Source organism: Thalassobacillus devorans, assembly GCF_011761345.1.
Classification (GTDB): Bacteria; Bacillota; Bacilli; order Bacillales; family Halobacillaceae; genus Thalassobacillus; species Thalassobacillus devorans.
In genome coordinates this window covers 24,302-43,716 of record NZ_JAASRY010000006.1, presented here as the reverse complement: position 1 = coordinate 43,716, position 19,415 = coordinate 24,302, and the positions used below count along the sequence as shown (strand labels likewise).

The following is a 19,415-nucleotide window of genomic DNA, read 5'->3' as shown; positions in this document are numbered from 1 at the left end:
GTGTTTATAGATTAGGCAGCCTTTTTTTCTATAAAACAAGGCATATGAGCAAACAAGCTTACTAGTTTATCATAGCTTATAAATGTAAGGGACGTCTCCTACACTCATGCATTGAGGAAGGAGGGAGATTTTATGGCTTTAGTTGCAGTGGTAATTGCGCTTTTGTTTTTGGTGGCGCTGCTCGTTGCTGTACTTCTAGGCACTCCTGAGCAGCAGGAAATCGTTAGAGGTTGTATCACCGACATTCTTGGCACCATCTAACAAAGTGAATTCACTGGGGGGTTATGATCCCCAGTGAATTTATATTAAGTATCTAAAAAGAGAGGTGTGTATATATGTCTAAAGAAAGCAAACAAACTGAGCAACATAAAAAAGAGACCACAATAGATATGGAGGGGATATGGAAAGCTGCATCGGTTTTGTTGAAAAATGATGCGATGGTGAACGCTCTTTCCGAGCTGAAGCAGTTGGATTTTACCACATCAGATTTGAATATGAATGGAATATTAAAAAAGTATTCAGAAGAAACATCTAATAAGCTTGAAGAGTTGAAGGCCCAAATGGGAGGAATGAACAAGCAATTAGAGGAGTTAAAAGCAAAAGTGGATGAAGTCAAAAACCTTTATATTGATGAGCAGAAAAGATAGTATGATTTTCGACATATACAGCGAAAAATAGCAGGCTTTTCGTTAATAAAATGAGATTCATTATACTATTTTTGAGATTTTGTGGTATCATTAAAGTGGTACAGACATAAGATAAACAGACCGCAGCGCCAACTGCGGTCCATAAGGATATCGATTCCCCCAGGGGATCGGCCGTCAGGAATAGACCTCTCCCAATCAACTTGTCCAGGGTTAATAGGGAGGTCTATTTTTTATTGGTCAGTTTGATGACCAGGGCGAGCAACGTAAGAATAAAGGTGCCGAACGCAAGCATCACCATCAGGACTTCATACGTACCCATCATAGGCATCACCCCCTTCTTCCTCGGACATGGGGCTAGCCGACCTCTCCCTACAAGATCGATATCTATTTACAAGGATACCATATTTTTCACAAAAGGGGAACAAACGTTCTGCAAATAGGGAGAACGTTGTAAGAGATAGGATAAAAGTATGCTTTTTTTAAATGCCGGTATGAAGCGAAATCAGCTTAGATCCACTTATTAAATGAGACAATAGAGCTGTATATGAGATAGCATCGCAAGTATATGAGACAAAAAAGAAAATAAGAGAGACAATATCGGAATTATAATAGACAAATTTCAAAATAAATGAGACAGCTCAACGCTTTATGAGACATGTTATGCCTATATGAGACATTTGCCTGTTCTTTTAAATAAGCCCCCGCATGTACCGAACAAGCCGGCACATGCGGGGGCATCTTCATGACCTAATATTCTAGAGCTCATCAAACCCATTATCCTCGGACACTTTCGTATACTGCCTGGATTTCTGTTCGAAAAAATCGGATTTGCCTTCATCTACTTCCTGATAGGCACGGATCCATTTAAGTGGATTCTTATCATAGCCTTCAAAGGGTTTGCCGGCACCTAGTTGACGGCTGCGTTTATTAGCCATGAATTTAATATAGTCTTCTAATTCCGGCATCGTGATGCCAGGGAAGTTGTCGCCAATAATATAACGCCCCCATTTAATTTCAAGCTCTGCCGCTTCATGGAAAGTCTGCTCCACAAATCCACGGTAATGAGAAGCATCAAGCTCTGGGTTTTCTTTCAATGTTTCCTTAAAAATATTTGCAAACAGTGTGACATGAAGCTGTTCGTCCCGGTTAATATAGTTGATCATCGTACTGGTAGAAACCATTTTTCCGTTTCGCGCCAGGTTATAAAAGAAGGAGAACCCTGCATAAAAGAACAGTCCTTCCAGCACGACATCGTAAACGATGGACTCTAAAAAGGTTTCGGGTGACGGGTTTTCTGCGAATGCCTCGTATCCTCTTGTAATAAATTCATTTCGTTCTTTCAATACATCATCATGCTTCCAGTACTCGAATATGCTTTCCTGTTCGCGCTGATCCACAAGGGAAGACAGGACGTAAGAGTAGGACTGATTGTGAACTACTTCCTGAAACGAAAGCACCTGCATCAAGGCAGCGAGACTGGAATCAGTTAAATAATCAGCTATTTTACTGGAGTAGTCTGTTTGAATGGAATCAAGAAAAGCGAGCAGACCGATAATTTTCTTGAAAGTGTCCTGTTCCTGGTCTGAAAGTGTGTACCATTGTTTAATGTCATTGCTCATGTTGATTTCATTGGGTATCCAGAAGTTCGCCAGCATATTCTTATACATTGGGTACGCCCAGGGAAAACGTACATCATCCCAGTTCAGCACATTGGAGCTATTCCCATTAATAATCCCGGTAGATGCATTAGGCGCTTCGTGGTCCACCAATTTTCTTTCCTGTAACTTCATGAATATTCCTCCTTAAGATGAACAGCTGTCACATTCAAAGTTATCCTGGCTCGACGTGGAACGGGTATAATAGGTCGTTTTCAAGCCGCTTTTCCACGCGTGTACATGTAAATCGAGCAGTTCTTTCGCTTTGATGGTATTTTTGACATAAAAGTTGAACGAGATAGATTGATCGATATACTTTTGTCTGGCGCTGTTCTGCTCGATGCTGGTGTGCTGGTCGATTTCATGTCCAGCCTTGTAATACCAGTAGGTTTCTGATGATAAATCCGGGGCTGTGACCGGGATTTTGAAATCCTTTTTCTCTTCCGAATAAAACTTTTTGAATATCGGATCGATACTAGCTGTACTTCCGGCAATCAGGGATGTACTGGAATTCGGTGCTACCGCCATCATATAGCCGTTTCGTACCCCGTTTTTTGAGACTTCATTTACAAGTCTGTCCCAGCTATCATTTCGGTTTAAATTACGTTTCGCGAAAAATTCGCCGGTTTCCCAATCCGATCCCTGGAATGCCGGGTAGGCGCCTTTTTCCTTAGCCAATTCCATGCTGGCCCGTATCGTATGGTAGGAGATTTCTTCATAAACTTTATGAGTAAACTGGACTGCTTCTTCTGATTCCCATTTGATATGCTTGCGGGCAAGCAGGTGAGCCCAGCCAAATGTTCCTAACCCGATACCGCGATACTTTTGATTCGTCAATTGAGCTTGCATGACCGGGATTGTATTTTGATCGATCACATTATCAAGCATCCGGACCTGGATAGAAATTAATCGTTCCAATACGTTAGCTGGTACTGCTTTTCCGAGGTTGATGCTTGATAGGTTACAAACGACAAAATCCCCAGGTTCTCGAACAATATGCAGCTTTCCATCCTTCACATAGTGCTCTTCCTCTATCGTAGGAGACTGATTTTGGGTTATTTCCGTACAGAGGTTGCTGCAATAGATCATGCCTTCATGACGGTTCGGGTTCATCCGGTTGACTTCATCGCGGTAAAACATATAGGGTGTTCCAGTCTCTAACTGGCTGACCATAATTTTTTTCATGATTTCAATTGCCGGGATGGACTGCTTGGATAAGTCCGGGTGGTCGATGCAAGCCTGGTATTTTTCCCTGAAGGAGCCGTCTCCCTTTTCTTCATCATAAAAATCCTCCAGAGAAAAGCCCATGACCCGTCTGACTTCGTGTGGGTCGAATAAATACCAGTCACCCCTTGCTTCAACCGCTTCCATAAAAACATCCGGAATACTGACCCCGGAAAATAAATCGTGGGTACGCTGACGTTCGTCGCCGTTATTTAGTCGTGCGTCTAAAAAGGAAAGGATGTCTTTGTGCCATACATCGAGATAGACAGCTATTGCTCCCTGGCGCTGACCAAGCTGATCGACGCTCACTGCCGTATTGTTCAATTGTTTCATCCAGGGAAGAATACCGGACGAGACTCCATTGAATCCTTTTATATCACTTCCACGGCTTCTGATTTTTCCGAGGTAGACGCCGATACCGCCACCATGTTTACTTAAGTTGGCAATATCTGTGTTACTATCAAAGATAGATTGTAAGCTGTCATCAATCGTATCGATAAAGCACGAGCTCAGCTGACCGTAACTTTTTCCGGCATTAGCCAGGGTTGGAGTCGCGACGGTCATATACAAGTTGCTGAGGGCCCAATAGGCTTCTTTGATCAGGCTGATGCGTTTCGTTTTTGGTTCCTTTTCCATCAACGTCATGGCAATGATCATGAAGCGTTCCTGAGGCAGTTCGTATAATCTGCCTTGTTTGTCTTTAGCCAGGTAGCGGTCATGGAGGGTTTTTAATCCGATATAGGTAAACAGCTTATCCCGATCAGGGCATATGGCAGCCTCCAGTTCTTCCATTTCTGCTACGGTATAAGAGGTCAATAAGTCAGAATGATAGATTCCTTCGTCTATCAGGTGCGCAACCATGTGACGAAATCCCTGATAAGGGCGAGAATGACTGCGATTGGAACAACTTTCTTTGTACATGTGCTCCAGCTGTACTTCCGCAGCAACATAAGTCCAATCCGGTGCTTCTTCGTCAATCAAAGCCAGGCATGCTAAAATCAGCTGTTGGGTTTGATCCTGACTTTCCGATGTATTGTTCTGGGTATCTTTCAGTTGATCCAAGTCTAAATGGGGAAAGCGGTGGCTGCGTTTATTCAGCCAGTCAGTCCAGTTGGTTTCTTTATGGGTAAAAGTTGCTTCCATGGTTCCACTCCTTTAAAAAGAATAAAAAAACCGCTCGATTTGAGCGGATGAAACCATGGAATAATGAGGGCCGTTACAGAGAAGAAGGCTGCCTTATTCCATCGTTTCATCTTCTCAATCCCCGAAGAAGCAGAAACTTCCTGCGAATAGTGACAGGTCTCCTGACTTGCGCTTCACCCTAATCCGGTCCTTCCCATGCTAATCATGCACAGTGGAAATCCGTTTCGTCAGCACTTACAGTTGCGGGGGCAGTTCTGGATTTGCACCAGATTCCCTATTAAGCCTTGTGGCATCCGCTATTCGCTAATACAATATATTGTGTTTTGGTGTGGTTTTGTTAGCTTATCTTGTGTCTCAATGATAACGAAGGAAAAAGGATGTTGCAACAACTTTTCTAAAAAAGGAATTTTGGATAGACAGTCGAAAACTATGAAGAGGCGTGTAGACAGGAGGAAAATTGTGATGAAAAATAATTTTGAATGGCATAAAGAGGTAGAGCGACAGTGGGACGGCCGGGCAGACTTTTGGAATGAAAATAGTAAAACGATGTGGGAGGAAGGAAGTCGTAAGACAATTATTCCTTTTCTACAGAAGCATATCAAACCCGAATCTTTCATTACGGATATCGGCTGCGGGGATGGCTATGGGTCCTATAAATTGCATGAAGCAGGCTACAAGGTGACTGGTATTGATATCTCACCGGAAATGATTGAGCGGGCGAAGCGTCAGTTCAAGGACGTGGAACTAACGTTCAGACAGGGAGATCTGGCTGGCTTGGATGTGGAAGATGAAAGCTATGATGCCATCATGGCCATCAATTGTCTGGAGTGGACAGAGGTCCCGGCAGATGCACTAAAAGAAATGAAGCGTATCTTACGACCTGGTGGGAAAATGTGCATCGGGGTACTTGGACCTACCGCTGCGCCTCGTATAAATAGTTATCGCCGTTTATACGGGGAAGGTGTCATATGTAACACGATGATGCCGTGGGAATTTGAAACGATGACCCAGGAAATGGGGTTAAAGGTCCTGGATGGCCACGGCGTCTATAAGCGCGGGGTCACGGATAAACAGCTGAAAAACCTCTCGAAAGAGCTGCAACAGGCGCTTACTTTTATGTGGGTATTCATGCTGGAAAAATAATTCTGTGTTTAACTTTCTTTTCCTTAAGGAAAGCTATGTAAAAAAGGAAGGTGTTATTTCACAGATGAATAATCAAGAACTGAAAGATAAAGTATTGCAGGTACTTGAGAATAATAAAGTCGGTACTCTTGCCTCGGTCAAAAATAATCGGCCGCACTCCCGCTATATGACTTTTTTTAATGAAGAACTGACATTGTATACACCGACAAGTAAGGATACACACAAGGCAGAAGAAATCGACGAGAATCCTTACGTCCATATACTGATTGGTTATGAAGGAGAAGGCTTTGGTGATGCCTACCTTGAAATAGAAGGGAAGGCAGAAATCAAAGAGGACGAAAGTCTGAAGAAACAGCATTGGAACGATTATATGGAAAACTGGTTCCAAGGGCCGGAGGATCCGAATTATATCATTCTTAAAATTACTCCAGAGCAGATCAGGCTGATGAATAAAGGAGATACTACTCCTCAAACCTTAGAGCTGTAAAACAAAACCGCGCCGGGCAAATTGCAAGGGCGCGGTTTTCTAATGCAGGGTTAAATGATAAGAAAAAGGAAGGCTATCGCTATAAATAGTTTGTGACATGCCAAGCTTTCTAATGGTGTAAGGCATGCTGGATGGTTTCGTGAAGGACATTCAATACATGCTCATCATCATGAGAATAATAGATGGAAGTTCCTTCACGTCTGAATTTCACAAGACGCAGGTTCTTTAAGAAACGCAGCTGATGGGAAACGGTCGACTGGCGTAAGTGAAGCTGTTCCGCTATCTCATTGACACTGTATTCCCGGTTGAACAATAAGTTAAGAATTCTGATTCTGGTAGGATCGGCAAGCGCCTTGAATGTTTGAGAAACAAGGAATAATGTTTCTTCATCAAGATCCGTATAACGGGAATCATCCATGCTGCAGTCCTCCTTCCTCTTCATCATGCTCCATTACGGAGCAATGCTCATCTTCATATTCAATTTCTACCGTAATATGATCAAGGTGGATAGGTTCAAGTATTTCCTTCACTTGTTCTTTGATGGTGCAAACCTGATTCTTGGTAGCATGTTCTGATACTACAATATGGGTCGAGAACGCGTGATGCTCCCCATCCAGAGACCACAGATGGGTATGGTGAGTCGACTGGACGTTCGGCAATCGATTCATTTTATTAATGATATCCTCATAATCAATATTTTCTGGGACACCTTCTAAAAATAACTTCATGGTTTTGAATAAGTTTTTGACAACGTTATAAAAAATAAAGACCGTTATACCGATGGAGGCGATAGGATCCAGAATCGGGGCATCAAAGAAGTACATGACAATACTGACGGCCAGAACAGCAGCCCAGCCTAACACATCTTCAAGCAGATGCCAGGTCATTACTTTGGAATTCATCGATTCTCCGCCGCGAAGACGAAAGACTGCCGCACCATTGACGATGATCCCTAATATAGCCAGGATGATCATTCCGCCGGCATCAGGCTGCTCCGGATTCAACAACCTAGGCACAGCTTCCGTTAAAATGAAGACCGAACCGACAATTAATACAATACTATTGATCAATGCAGCCAGCAGGGAAAAACGTTTATATCCGAATGAAAAGTCTTTTGTTTTTCCTTTCTTGGAGTATTTCTGCAGAAACCAGGCAAGACCCAAGGATAATGAATCTCCTAAATCATGTAAAGCGTCAGATAAAATAGCCATACTATTTGTCAAAATTCCGCCAATGATTTCAATAATAGTAAAAGTGAAATTTAAAAAGAAAGCGACTTTAATATTTCCTGTGGTGTGGTCGTGATGATGATGGTGATGGGACATTTTTCTCCCTCATTTCGTTCTTATGTGGTTATATGAGTATATGCTCATATATTATGTTATGTAACGTGATGAAGAATGTCAACAAAACTATCAGTATTTTTTAAGGGATAAACAGTAACCATGATAATAATTTAATAATGCGCTACAATATACAAAAATGTGAATATTTTTGGAGGTGGACCATTGATAGCTGTGCAGCCTTATATTGATACCGTGCGGAAAGTTGATCTCGATGGTCAGCGCTATGTAGATACGCATCACCAGTTGATTTTGACTGAAACAGAAATCAAATCCCGGGATTACCGATTTGCTTTAGAAAATGTATTTGATATTTCTTACCGCCCTGTAAGGGAAGAGGTGGGGTTGTTATATTTACACACCAATCAGGGAGTGTTTACTTACAGAATCGCAACTCCCCCTGATCAGTTTATTGTTGCTTGTAAAAAAGTGATTGGGTGTTAATAGTCTGTTGGGTTAATATTTAGCAGCCGACGCTCAACACCATAGTAATCCATCTCGTGGTTGGTCATCAGAGCAAGATCATATAATTTATCCAACAAATATTTCCGGTCCATATCATAAATGAATTGGGCACTGATATGGTCAACTGTATTACTGGCGAACTCCCATAACTGGTCATGCTTGGAGGCGTCTATCGATTGAGAAACCAGAGTCAACGCTACAATGATTTCAGTGATGATTGGATAGTTCTTATCGGCGTAATGCCGAATATAACCAAACCCGCGGTAAAGGTAATAAGTAAAATCCTCTGAATCCATGATGATCCTGACTTGTTCGGTTTGATCCGCCAAATAAGGGGAGAAAGTGATGTAGCCTTCTACGGATACTAACAGGTCGGCCATTTGATGAATCGTGTTGATGGCTGTTTTAGGATCATTATTTCCGAGGCCCTTAACACCTATTTCGGCAAGTTTGGTCATCCCCATTTTGATATCCTGGATCTCTGTTTCTTTATGACCGATTTCGATCAAATTTCTGTACACTTCTTCATTGATGTTGTCTTTGCCCGGTCCCCAATAAGAAAAAAGGCGATTATGCCGGAGGGTAAAATCACCGACTTTCACATGTAATTTCATAATAATATCATCTCTTTTCGCCTGTTCGATGATTTCTTTGAAATGAATCAGCTGGATATATCCTGGTTTAGGAGACGTAACGATGACTTCCTGACTTCTATAATCTTCATATTTATTCCCGGGTTCATTTGTCCGGTATTCCTCCAGTTCATTACGGAGAGAGTCTTTAATAATTTCTTTCGATTCCCTATTCATTGTCCAGGTAATATTATGCACCTGCATCCAGGTGGTGGCGTGGTTGATAAAGAATATGAAAACCATCACAGTGATAAATGCGAGCACTACAGTGGTGCTTGGAATAGCTACATAAAATTCGTTTTGCTGTCCAGTGACGAACAGGAATACGACGAGCACGTAAACAAAGCTGCCATGGAATATACCCAGTACATGCTGTGTTTTTTTATCAGCGACAAAGTTCAACAGCATGCGGGGTGAAAATTGGCCGCTGAAAGTGGTCAGGACAACCAACACAGAGTTCAACGTGAAGGCACTTAAAGTAAGAATCCCCCCGATAAGAGCTCCCAGCAGGGTTTGGGTCGCTTGTGCTCTGGCATGGAAAACAGGGTGGACGTAGTGTGCCAGGTTTAATTGATGATCCAATAATAGCGTCACGGCTACGAGCAGGAGTGAAGAAACAACGTAAATAATTGGCATAAACCATAAGGTTTTCTGCAATTCATGCCGGCGTTGCTGCGCTGACATTTGCAAGTACTTTTGTAAATCTAGTGGCAATAGTTTACTAAACAAAGGTTTACCCCCCTTTGGAATTATAAAAATTTAACAATAAAGAAATTCCCTTCCAGTAAGATGCTGAAACTGATAAATGACATTGTTTTCTAGTTTTTGATAACCGTATTCTTATTATTCGGTAATACGTAAGGAGCGAGCCCTATGAAGTGGAAACAGCAATCTTTTCATCAATTATCTAATCAGAAGTTATACCAGATCCTTCAATTGCGATTAGAGGTTTTTGTAGTAGAGCAGGAATGTGCTTATCCGGAATTAGATGGCCATGATGAATCTTCCACACATCTATGGCTGGAAAATAAAAACGATATCGTTGCTTATTGCCGTCTGGTTCCTGCTGGTGATAAATATCCGTATATCTCCATTGGCCGGGTGGTTGTTAACCCGTTATATCGCAGTCAAGGATATGCTCGCCAGCTGATGGATAAAGCAATTGAAGTAATCCGGACACAAGGAACTGCAGCAGAAATATTTCTTCAGGGACAAGAGCACCTTCGTCATTTCTACGGCTCATTTGGTTTTGAAGAAATATCTGAGGTCTATATGGATGATGGGATTCCCCATGTCGACATGTTAATGAAGCTTGATTGATCCTCCAGGTATCTTCTTTGAGCATTCCGTTTGTTTGAAAACTGTTCACAGGTGGAAAATAGGAATGTATTATAAAATACTGGAGGTATTTAACCATGAGCCAAGAAAACCTTACAAAGCAATATATCAACGGAGAATGGATTGAAGGCTCAAGTGAGAAAAAGGTAGAAAATATAAACCCTTATACAGAAGAAGTGATCGGTGTCATTCCTTCTGCCAATGCAGCGGATTTAGATAAAGCCTATAAAGGTGCAAAGCAGGGACAAAAAGAATGGGAGAAACTGCTCCCCGCAGAAAAGCAAGCTTATTTTGAAAAACTCGTCCAAGTGATGGACAACCGAAAAGAAGAAATTATCGACTGGTTGATCAAGGAATCCGGCAGTACGAGAGTTAAGTCTGAAATTGAATTTCAGGCAGCCAGAGGAATCGTAAAGGAGTCTGTGTCCTTCCCGACACGGATGACAGGGACTATCTTACCTTCCAATACACCTGGCAAGGAAAACCGTGTCTACCGTAAACCGAAAGGAGTGGTCGGTGTCATCGGACCATGGAACTTCCCTTTCCATTTGGCCCTGCGCTCGATAGCTCCTGCGATAGCTACCGGTAATTCTGTGGTGGTCAAGCCGGCATCGGATGCACCTGTGACAGCTGGTCTTCTGATCGCTGATTTATTTGAAGAAGCAGGATTTCCGGCTGGCGTATTAAATGTGGTTGTAGGCCGAGGGTCTGAAATCGGGGATGATTTCCTGACGCATCCGATTCCAAAAGTGTTCTCGTTTACCGGGTCTACCGAGGTAGGAAGCCATATCGGCGAACTGGCAGGAAAGCATATAAAAGAAACAACGCTCGAACTTGGCGGTAACAACGTCATGATTGTACTGGAAGATGCTGATATAGATAAAGCTGTAGAAGCAGCGGCATTCGGCAAATACTTGCATCAAGGACAAATCTGCATGGCCATCAACCGCGTCATCGTCCATGAACAAGTCCATGATAAATTCGTCAAAGCATTCAAGGAGAAAGTAGAAAGCTTGAAGGCTGGTGATCCTTCTGAGGAGGATACTGTTATCGGTCCATTGATCAACAGGGACCAGGTAGAACGCATCCAAAAGGATATGGAAGAAAGTATCCAGCAAGGAGCCACGAAATTGGTCGATGGAGATGTTAAAGGTAACCTGATGGAGCCGGTCGTCTTAACAGATGTAACGAATGATATGCCGATTGCAAGCAATGAAATTTTCGGGCCAGTCATGCCAATCATTCAGGTGAAGGATGAAGAACAGGCAGTCCGGATGGCCAATGGAACACCTTTTGGGCTTAGTGGATCTGTATTTACAGAGGACCGCCATCGCGGCGTTCAGATTGCTGATCAGATTGAAACAGGCATGATCCATGTCAATGATCAATCGGTAAATGATGAGGCTCATGTGGCATTCGGCGGAGAGAAAGACTCTGGTCTCGGCCGCTTCAATGGCCAGTGGGCAATCGATAAGTTCACCACGGAAAAATGGATCAGTGTTCAAAATGAATATCGGCAATTTCCATTTTAATTAGAAAAGGAGGGGGCAACCTCTCCTTTTTTAATGGCTATGTGAAATCATCATATTGATTTTACAGAAAAGCTCCCTTTAATGGAAGACTCAGTTTCGAGAGAAACTGTTTCCGTTATAGTGTTGAGAATTGGGAGGTCCGGGAAATCACTCGCTTTCCATGGGCATGTGGTGAGCTTCCTCAGGCTTCGCCTTGCGGGATCTCACCCATCATGTTCATCCCATAGGAGTCTCGTAATTTCCCGAACCTCCTTGCGTTTATAAGAGGAACGGAAACATAGTTATACAGTCCTTCAACCAAAGGGAGAACTACTTGTAAAAGCATGATTGTAGCTTGCAATACACAGTTTAGTGGAAGACATCTTCATCTATAACAGGGGTTCTTTTTATATTTTGGATAGGGTGGTTGGGAAACTGCGAGACTCCCGCGGGAGAAGGAGCCAGGCGAGACCCCACAGGGAGTGAAAACGACCGAGGAGGCTCGCCGGTTCCCCGCAGGAAAGCGAGTAGTTTCCCAGCCACCCCTGACGCTATTATGGTAAAGAAGCCTCACTATCTTGAAACTGAGTCTTCCACAATTCGGCCCTTTAAAGTAATAAGATAAGATAGGTGGAACTTTTCTTTCTCTGAATCGTATGACATAACAGTATGATTTTCGAGGAGGAATTCATGATGAAAACAGGTGAAGGCTGTATCAAATGTGGAAGTACGGACGCGGATACGAAAGATGTAGCAATGACAGGATCAGGGTTATCGAAAATGATGGATCTTCAGCACAATAAATTCACGGTGGTTTACTGCAAAAACTGTGGCTACTCGGAGTTTTATAATAAGAAAGCATCTGCTGCGGGAAATATTATAGATTTCTTTTTTGGTGGATAGGCAAACATTCAGGCCGGCTTATATGCCGGTTTTTTTATGCCCGAAAAATTTTCCTTTTGCATGAGAAACCCCTTGTCATGCTACACTAACAGATAGTTAAAAACAGAGAGGAACAGACAGCATGTTTGAACTGTTATTACCGATGCTGGAGCGGTTAGGAATTATCGTTACCGTCGCTTTCATCATTACGCGTTTCCGCTTTTTTCGTGAATTAATGGATAAAAAGGCGATCACTCTCCGCCAGCAAGCCGCTGCTATATTGTTTTTTGGAATATTCGGTATCATCGGTACCTATACAGGCATCACCTTTGATGCGGAATCTACTGAATTCGGCAGGTGGGCAACTGATTTGGCGGAGACAGAAGCGATTGCCAATTCCAGAGTTATTGGAATCATTACAGCCGGATTACTGGGCGGGTATAAAATCGGGATCGGTGCCGGGCTGATTGCCGGACTCCACCGCTATTCTCTTGGTGGTTTTACTGCACTCGCCTGTGGCATTTCCGCAATCATTGCCGGAATATTAAGTGGCTTTTTTCATAAAAAGAAAAAGCCGCTAAAATTAAAAACTGCTTTGATAGTAGGGTCGCTTGCAGAGACGGTCCAGATGGGTGTCATCCTGCTTATTTCCAAACCGGCACCAAGAGCTTTTGCGCTTGTAGAAGAAATCGGAGTTCCGATGATTGTGGCCAATGGCGTAGGGTCTGCTTTATTTTTACTGATCATCCGAAATGTTTTGAATGAAGAGCAGCGCGCCGGAGCTGTGCAGGCACAAAAAGCTTTGCAGTTGGCGGAATCCACTATCTCATATTTAAGAAAAGGATTGAATCAGCATTCTGCAGAGCAAGTGTGCCGTATTATATACAGGGAAGTCGATGTCAGTGCGATCGCCATCACGAACAAAGAAAAGATTTTGGCTCATGTTGGGTTAGCGGATGACCACCATCAGGCTTATCATCGTATCCAGACAGAAGCGACAAGGAAAGTGATTGAACGGGGAGAAATGATTGTGGCTGAGCATGAGGCGATCCATTGTAACGTTAAGGGTTGTCCGCTTAGTACGGCGGTGATTGCCCCGTTGAAAAAACGCAATGAAGTGGTGGGTACGCTGAAATTTTATGTGCAATCGGAAAAACAGGTGACCAACGTTATGCTGGAACTCGTTCAGGGATTAAGCGCTTTACTGAGTCAACAGCTGGAAATTGCCGATGCTGAGAAGGCACGTCAACTAGCTAAGGAGGCGGAAGTGAAGGCGCTTCAGGCTCAAATCAATCCCCACTTTCTGTTCAATTCATTGAATGTGATTGTCTCCTTAATTCGTTCGGAACCAGATCGGGCCAGGTCCTTATTGATTGCCTTGTCTAAATTTTTCCGACAAAACCTTGGTGCTACGACAAAAAGTTGGACGACCCTCGAGGAAGAACTGAAACATGTGAAAGCTTATTTATTAATAGAAGAAACCAGGTTCGTCGATAAACTCCATGTTACTTACTTGGTGGATCCAAGTGCTTTATCCGTTTCTATTGCACCACTTACACTGCAGCCTTTAGTGGAAAATTGTGTAAAGCATGGGTTAAGTGATATGGATAACGATTGTGAAATTATGATAACTATCTCGAAATCGGGGAAGGGAACACAAATTATTATCCAGGATAATGGCAAAGGAATCGATCCTGCACTAATTGGAGACTTAGGTGGACAAAAAATTGATTCCGATAAAGGTACAGGAATCGGGCTCTATAATGTGAACCGTCGCTTGATTCAAATGTATGGACACTCATCGCGATTGAACATTTCGAGCGAACCAGGCAGTGGAACCAGGATTTCATTTTGGCTTCCAGAGGCAGGAAAGGAAGAAACATCATGAGCAAAAAAATCACAGCATTAGTGGTAGATGATGAACGCTTCAGCCGTGAAGAGCTGAAATATTTATTGAAAAAACAGGAAAATTTAGAAGTGGTCGGAGAAGCGGAGTCGGGGGAAAGTGCTGTAATGAAAGCGGTCCAGCTCCAGCCGGATATCGTATTTTTAGATGTAGAAATGCCCCGTACGAACGGGATGGAGGTGGCTGCATCCCTGGAAAAATTGAAGCATCCGCCTCGCATCGTTTTTGCCACAGCTTATCCGGATTTTGCGGTCGAGGCATTTCGTTATGAAGCATTAGATTACCTGTTAAAACCCTTTGAGGAAGAGCAAGTGGCTGAATCGGTCAATCGCCTGGTGAAATCTTTAGGCAGGGCACCTTCTTTGGCTGCTCCTTCTAAGACTCCATCAAAGCTGGCAGTAGAAGGAGAGGATGAGATTTTTTATTTAGATCCAGCCAGAATATGTTATGTTTACCGGGATGATCGTACCACCAAAATCGTTGAAGAAGAAAAAGTGTATGAAACAAAACTTCCATTAAAAGAAATCGAACAGCGGTTAAAGCCTTATTCTTTTTACCGCATTCATAAGAGCTACTTAGTCAATCTACAGTTTGTGGAGCGTCTCGTGCCATGGTTCAACGGTGCTTATCAATTAGTGCTTCAGGGCAGGGAGGAGCAATTATCTGTCAGCCGCAACTATGTAAAAGGGTTGAGGGAGCTGCTTGAGCTGTAAAATTGGTGCGCGTTGACACCGCTTACATGCATGTTAACCGACAGATACGACATCTTAGACACAAAATCGTCACATATCGACATTCCCTTGGTATCCTGTATGTAAACGATTACAAACAGAACTGAGGGAGGAAATAGATGTGATTACTTTCATAGCTAGTATCGCACTTCTAATCATTGGTTATTTCACATATGGCAGGTATGTCGAAAGAGTATTCGGGGTCAATGAAAAACGTATGACACCTGCTTATTCTCACGGCGATGGTGTCGACTATCTGCCGATGGGCGAAAAACGTAATTCTTTGATCCAGCTCTTGAACATAGCTGGTGTAGGACCGATTTTCGGTCCGATTATGGGGGCACTATATGGTCCTGTAGCATTTCTTTGGATTGTATTCGGTGCTATTTTTGCGGGTGCTGTTCATGATTACTTGACAGGTATGATTTCTATTCGTAACCGTGGTGCTCATCTTCCGGAACTGGCAGGGAAGTTTCTTGGTAAAGCGATGAAGCATGTCGTCAATGCTTTCGCCATCCTGCTTTTAGTCTTGGTTGGAACCGTATTCGTCTCCGCGCCTGCGGACCTGTTGCATAATATGACAAGCAGCTGGCTGACACTACCGGTCATTATTGCAGCTATCTTTGCTTACTATCTATTAGCTACATTGCTGCCGATCGATAAGATCATTGGACGCTTTTATCCGTATTTCGGGGCATTACTGGTCATCAGTGCTGTTGGTGTAGGGATTTCCCTAATCGTCACAGGAGCGCCTATTCCAGAACTGACGTTGAAAAACATGCATCCGGAAAGTGCGCCGATTTTCCCGCTGTTATTCTTGACGATTTCCTGTGGGGCGCTATCTGGATTCCATGCGACACAAACGCCAATCATCTCCCGGACAACTCAGAAAGAGAAACAGGGACGTCGTATTTTTTACGGTATGATGATTGCGGAAGGTGTCATCGCTATGATTTGGGCGGCTGCTGCCATGAGCCTATTCAACGGTTCGACTGGTTTGAATGAAGTTTTAGCTGCAGGTGGGCCTGCTGCAGTAGTCAGTGAAGTATCGATCGCTATGCTTGGTGCAGTCGGTGGAACGTTGGCTGTATTAGGTGTCATCGTATTGCCGATTACATCTGGCGACACAGCATTTCGTAGTGCTCGGATGATCATCGCTGATTATTTGAATGTATCTCAGAAAAAGGTCGTCAGTCGTTTGTGGATTGCTGTCCCAATGTTTGCGATTTCCTTCGTGCTGACTCGTATTGACTTTACCCTGTTATGGAGATACTTCTCCTGGGCAAATCAATCGACAGCTATGATTGCCTTATGGGTCGCTGCCATGTATTTGTTCTTATCCAAACGAAATTACTGGATCGCTGCCGTCCCGGCAACATTCATTACGATGGCTACATTCACCTATATCGTCAATGCACCGATCGGTTTCGGTTTGCCGCTTGAAATTTCGTATGTGATAGCTGGTATCATTACGGTCGCCATTGTTACTGCTTTCTTCCTTTCTGCCCGTAAGCGTTTGACGCAGAATATCCCATTAGAAGAAGAACTGAAGAGTGCCTGATGGGCTGCTGTAGTCCTGATTATCAGAAAATGGTGGAGGAAGAGGAGAACAGAATCAATGAAAACAACACCAGGCCAGTACCTTTGTGGGTGAAACTGGCAAGTGTGACGATTATAGTCGCAGTTTTCCTGATTTATGTTCAAGGATGATAGAAAAAATCTGTCCTGGCTCCGTTGCCGGGACAGGTTTTTTTGGTTTTCTGTCGAATATATAGGAAAGGAGTGTGATCAGTCATGGAAGAGATTAAACAGGGGAACGGTCAATTTTTTATCGGAGAAGAAGCAAATCCAGATGCAGAAATCACTTTTGAAGAGTCGGGGAGCCATACATATACCATCACACATACAGCCGTATCGGATAAGCTCAAAAACCAGGGTGTAGGGTCCCAATTAGTAAAGCGGGTGGTCGATTATGCCCGGCAGAATGATAAGCAAATAGACCCTGTCTGCAGTTTCGCGCGAAAAAAGTTTGAAGAAACCCCTTCTTACCACGATGTTTGGAAAGTGAAATAATGGAATAAATTTGCGGTTTAATTTGTCTTCAAGAGAGGTAGTGTATGGATAGATAGGAGCTTGAAAAAAACAAAGGTTTCCCATAGAGATATGGCGAAGCCGTGCTTTTTATTTATACATTTAAGGAGTGATTAGATGGAACAGCAAACGCAATCTCAGGTACAACCGAACAAAGAAGACCAGAAGAATAGTAAATTACTAATGGCAATCACGATCGGTGCATTGGCTGGAGGAGCTATTGCAATGATCGACTCGACTACCCGCAGGAAAGTAATGGATAATACTAATCAGGCTAAAGACACCATTTCACAATTTGCAAGTGATGTCAAAGAAGATCCTTCAGGCAAGAAAAATGATTTGATGGAACGCATTCAGGATACTTCCGCAGTATTAAGAGAAGCGGTTGCAAGTCTTCGCAGTATTTATGAGAAAGCAAATGAAGATATCCTGCCCAAAGTAACCGATGTTCAGCAAGATGCAAAAGAGGCAGTTGCAGCTACTAAAGAAGCTGGTGAAGAACTGCAAGAAGCCGGGGAAAAAGTAAAAGAAGCAAAAGGCGAATTCACTGATGATACAGCTTCCTCCACTTCCGATAACACGCAGGCTTCAACTGTTAATAATTCAACACAAAGCTAATACTATGGATGAATAAAAGCCTCACGCATAATTGCGTGAGGCTTTTTTGAGTGGTTGACAATGTTTAACGGAATTCTCTTGTTTCCTCCAAGGTACGGCTGGTAACCGCATATCCAATGAGTGTGACGAGGAAAGCCAGGAAAAAATAGAATGCTTTATTCATGAAACTACCTCCTATTCATCGTTTCCATTTAGAAAGGACGAAATTTACCTTTTTTAAGAATCAGCTTTGGGCCGCCAAGCAATAACAGCCAGCGATTATCGATCACTTTTTTCATGGAAGCGGCTGTTTTTCCATACAATTTTTTATCTTCAAAGACAGTTCCCATCGCGTCTGACTTGCCGAGGGAAGCGACTGTACCTTTATTGTCAAATACAAATTCTTCTAATGGCTCATTTCGGAGCAGGGCTTTAATATTGTTGGAACAAGTGCCGGCATGCTGCATGGCAGATTGGGCGGTAGGAGGATAAGGGCGGCCTGCTTCTTTATCCATGACCCAAGCACAATCTCCGAGAATGAAAATGTTGTCTTCCGCTGGAGCGAGAAGGGTATCTTCCACGGTTACTTTCCCTTTAGTCAGTTCGAACCCTGATTTTTTCAAAATGGAGTTCCCGGTAACACCGCCTGTCCAGACGATCGTACCAGCCTTGATCTCTTCCCCTTCATTTACCACAAAGGCGTCCTCTTTACATTCTGCAATTTTAGCACCTTCCCGGAATTCAACACCACGGTCTTCCAGTGATTTTTTCGCATAAGCGACCAATTCTTCATCGAAGCCAGGCAGGATAGAAGGAGCGGCTTCTACATTGATGATCTTTGGAAGATTCGGGTCGATGTCATATTTTCTGCAAAGTTTAGGGACGTTTTCAGCAAGTTCACCGACAAATTCGATGCCGGTAAACCCGCCACCGCCCACAAGAATGGAGAGACTTTCTTCGTTTGGATCCTCTTCATTATTATATTTGGCGAATTGATATTCGATATGTTCAAATATTTGCCGTGAACTATCAATATCCTGGATGAAAAAGGCGTTTTCTTCCATCCCCTTGATACCGAATGTGTTGGTTTCAAATCCAAGTGCAATAACAAGGTAGTCGTACGTAAGTTCACTATTTTCTAATTTAACTTTCTGTTCATCCTTGTTTACTTTGACGACGGAATCATAGACCAAACGTACCCGATTTGGGTCGATGACATCACTGATCATGACACGTGCCTGATTGGTGTTGATGGTGCCAGCGGCTACTTCATGAAGCCAGGTTGTCTGGTAGTGATAGTTATGCTTGTTGACGAGAACGATTTCTGCTTCATCTGGGCTGAGTTTTTTCGTCAGTTGCTTTGTTGTCATCATACCAGCATAGCCAGCACCAAGAACAACAATTCTTGGTTTGTTCGTACTCATTTAACATACCCCTTCCATATTGGGAATTTCTAAGTCTGTTTCCATTAGTACTATGTTACCCACTTTTTCATCGTAGCAAAGTTTTAATATAAATTGTAGCAATAACCAATTCGCTGCAAGAACATTCCCAGTGCCTATTGTTGTTTGATAAACAAAATCTTGTGGTATCAGGTTATGGATAGGATGGAACAACAAA

General features: G+C 43.0%; 21 protein-coding genes and 1 riboswitch. Of the genes, 14 read left to right on the top strand and 7 right to left on the bottom strand.

Annotated features, from left to right (window positions below):
* Window positions 1–132 precede the first annotated feature (132 nt).
* Both FHS45_RS20385 and FHS45_RS17075 read left to right on the top strand, forming a co-directional pair.
* Window positions 133–261 carry a hypothetical protein gene (locus FHS45_RS20385; RefSeq protein ID WP_258953952.1) on the top strand — a complete coding sequence of 43 codons (129 nt, stop codon included), beginning with the start codon at window positions 133–135 and terminating at the stop codon, window positions 259–261.
* A 74-nt stretch (window positions 262–335) separates the two neighbouring features.
* Window positions 336–647 carry a hypothetical protein gene (locus FHS45_RS17075; protein WP_062438884.1) on the top strand — a complete coding sequence of 104 codons (312 nt, stop codon included), beginning with the start codon at window positions 336–338 and terminating at the stop codon, window positions 645–647.
* A 223-nt stretch (window positions 648–870) separates the two neighbouring features.
* Here FHS45_RS17075 and FHS45_RS17070 read toward each other — a convergent pair whose 3' ends face one another.
* The 3 genes from FHS45_RS17070 to FHS45_RS17060 form a co-directional block, all read right to left on the bottom strand.
* Window positions 871–969, bottom strand: coding sequence for a putative holin-like toxin (locus FHS45_RS17070; RefSeq protein ID WP_143030722.1), 99 nt, complete (start codon window positions 967–969; stop codon window positions 871–873).
* Between the two features lie 433 nt (window positions 970–1,402).
* The gene (locus tag FHS45_RS17065; RefSeq protein WP_062438887.1) at window positions 1,403–2,437 is read right to left on the bottom strand and encodes a ribonucleotide-diphosphate reductase subunit beta; all 1,035 of its coding nucleotides are present in this window, start codon (window positions 2,435–2,437) and stop codon (window positions 1,403–1,405) included.
* A gap of 12 nt (window positions 2,438–2,449) precedes the next feature.
* A complete protein-coding gene (locus FHS45_RS17060) occupies window positions 2,450–4,669 on the bottom strand; it encodes a ribonucleoside-diphosphate reductase subunit alpha (protein ID WP_062438890.1) in 2,220 nt (739 codons plus the stop codon).
* A 134-nt stretch (window positions 4,670–4,803) separates the two neighbouring features.
* A riboswitch (cobalamin riboswitch) is annotated at window positions 4,804–4,982 on the bottom strand.
* Between the two features lie 149 nt (window positions 4,983–5,131).
* On the opposite strand from FHS45_RS17060, the gene FHS45_RS17055 reads away from it, so the two are divergent.
* Both FHS45_RS17055 and FHS45_RS17050 read left to right on the top strand, forming a co-directional pair.
* Window positions 5,132–5,812, top strand: a complete 681-nt coding sequence (locus FHS45_RS17055) for a class I SAM-dependent methyltransferase (protein WP_062438894.1) — start codon at window positions 5,132–5,134, stop codon at window positions 5,810–5,812.
* A gap of 64 nt (window positions 5,813–5,876) precedes the next feature.
* The gene (locus FHS45_RS17050; protein WP_062439130.1) at window positions 5,877–6,299 is read left to right on the top strand and encodes a pyridoxamine 5'-phosphate oxidase family protein; all 423 of its coding nucleotides are present in this window, start codon (window positions 5,877–5,879) and stop codon (window positions 6,297–6,299) included.
* A 109-nt stretch (window positions 6,300–6,408) separates the two neighbouring features.
* Here FHS45_RS17050 and FHS45_RS17045 read toward each other — a convergent pair whose 3' ends face one another.
* Window positions 6,409–6,717 (bottom strand): ArsR/SmtB family transcription factor, encoded by a 309-nt coding sequence (locus tag FHS45_RS17045; RefSeq protein ID WP_139823694.1) that lies wholly within the window; start codon window positions 6,715–6,717, stop codon window positions 6,409–6,411.
* Window positions 6,710–7,624, bottom strand: a complete 915-nt coding sequence (locus FHS45_RS17040) for a cation diffusion facilitator family transporter (protein WP_062438899.1) — start codon at window positions 7,622–7,624, stop codon at window positions 6,710–6,712. Before FHS45_RS17040 ends, FHS45_RS17045 begins: the two co-directional genes overlap by 8 nt.
* Before the next feature lie 183 nt (window positions 7,625–7,807).
* On the opposite strand from FHS45_RS17040, the gene FHS45_RS17035 reads away from it, so the two are divergent.
* Window positions 7,808–8,086 (top strand): hypothetical protein, encoded by a 279-nt coding sequence (locus FHS45_RS17035; RefSeq protein WP_062438901.1) that lies wholly within the window; start codon window positions 7,808–7,810, stop codon window positions 8,084–8,086.
* On the opposite strand, the gene FHS45_RS17030 is transcribed toward FHS45_RS17035, so the two are convergent.
* Window positions 8,083–9,468 (bottom strand): DUF2254 domain-containing protein, encoded by a 1,386-nt coding sequence (locus FHS45_RS17030; RefSeq protein WP_148349950.1) that lies wholly within the window; start codon window positions 9,466–9,468, stop codon window positions 8,083–8,085. The genes FHS45_RS17035 and FHS45_RS17030 overlap by 4 nt on opposite strands.
* A 144-nt stretch (window positions 9,469–9,612) precedes the next feature.
* Here FHS45_RS17030 and FHS45_RS17025 point away from each other — a divergent pair, with 144 nt between their 5' ends.
* The 9 genes from FHS45_RS17025 (at window position 9,613) to FHS45_RS16985 (ending at window position 17,816) form a co-directional block, all read left to right on the top strand.
* Window positions 9,613–10,059 (top strand): GNAT family N-acetyltransferase, encoded by a 447-nt coding sequence (locus FHS45_RS17025; RefSeq protein ID WP_062438904.1) that lies wholly within the window; start codon window positions 9,613–9,615, stop codon window positions 10,057–10,059.
* A 95-nt stretch (window positions 10,060–10,154) separates the two neighbouring features.
* A complete protein-coding gene (locus tag FHS45_RS17020; protein WP_062438907.1) occupies window positions 10,155–11,609 on the top strand; it encodes an aldehyde dehydrogenase family protein in 1,455 nt (484 codons plus the stop codon).
* A gap of 672 nt (window positions 11,610–12,281) precedes the next feature.
* Window positions 12,282–12,491, top strand: coding sequence for a zinc ribbon domain-containing protein (locus tag FHS45_RS17015; protein ID WP_062438909.1), 210 nt, complete (start codon window positions 12,282–12,284; stop codon window positions 12,489–12,491).
* 121 nt (window positions 12,492–12,612) lie between these two features.
* Complete coding sequence (locus FHS45_RS17010; RefSeq protein WP_062438911.1) at window positions 12,613–14,358, top strand: sensor histidine kinase; 1,746 nt, start codon at window positions 12,613–12,615, stop codon at window positions 14,356–14,358.
* Window positions 14,355–15,089 carry a LytR/AlgR family response regulator transcription factor gene (locus FHS45_RS17005; protein WP_062438913.1) on the top strand — a complete coding sequence of 245 codons (735 nt, stop codon included), beginning with the start codon at window positions 14,355–14,357 and terminating at the stop codon, window positions 15,087–15,089. Before FHS45_RS17010 ends, FHS45_RS17005 begins: the two co-directional genes overlap by 4 nt.
* Before the next feature lie 139 nt (window positions 15,090–15,228).
* Window positions 15,229–16,668 (top strand): carbon starvation CstA family protein, encoded by a 1,440-nt coding sequence (locus FHS45_RS17000; RefSeq protein ID WP_062438915.1) that lies wholly within the window; start codon window positions 15,229–15,231, stop codon window positions 16,666–16,668.
* Window positions 16,668–16,817 (top strand): hypothetical protein, encoded by a 150-nt coding sequence (locus FHS45_RS16995; RefSeq protein ID WP_157620107.1) that lies wholly within the window; start codon window positions 16,668–16,670, stop codon window positions 16,815–16,817. Before FHS45_RS17000 ends, FHS45_RS16995 begins: the two co-directional genes overlap by 1 nt.
* 84 nt (window positions 16,818–16,901) lie before the next feature.
* Entirely contained in the window at window positions 16,902–17,180 is a 279-nt protein-coding gene (locus FHS45_RS16990; protein ID WP_062438917.1) for a GNAT family N-acetyltransferase, read from the top strand.
* Window positions 17,181–17,315: 135 nt separating this feature from the next.
* Entirely contained in the window at window positions 17,316–17,816 is a 501-nt protein-coding gene (locus FHS45_RS16985) for a hypothetical protein (RefSeq protein WP_062438918.1), read from the top strand.
* Between the two features lie 191 nt (window positions 17,817–18,007).
* Here the strand turns inward: FHS45_RS16985 and FHS45_RS16980 are convergent, their stop codons facing one another.
* On the bottom strand, window positions 18,008–19,219 hold the full coding sequence (locus FHS45_RS16980) for an NAD(P)/FAD-dependent oxidoreductase (RefSeq protein WP_062438921.1): 1,212 nt from the start codon (window positions 19,217–19,219) through the stop codon (window positions 18,008–18,010).
* Window positions 19,220–19,415 lie beyond the last annotated feature (196 nt).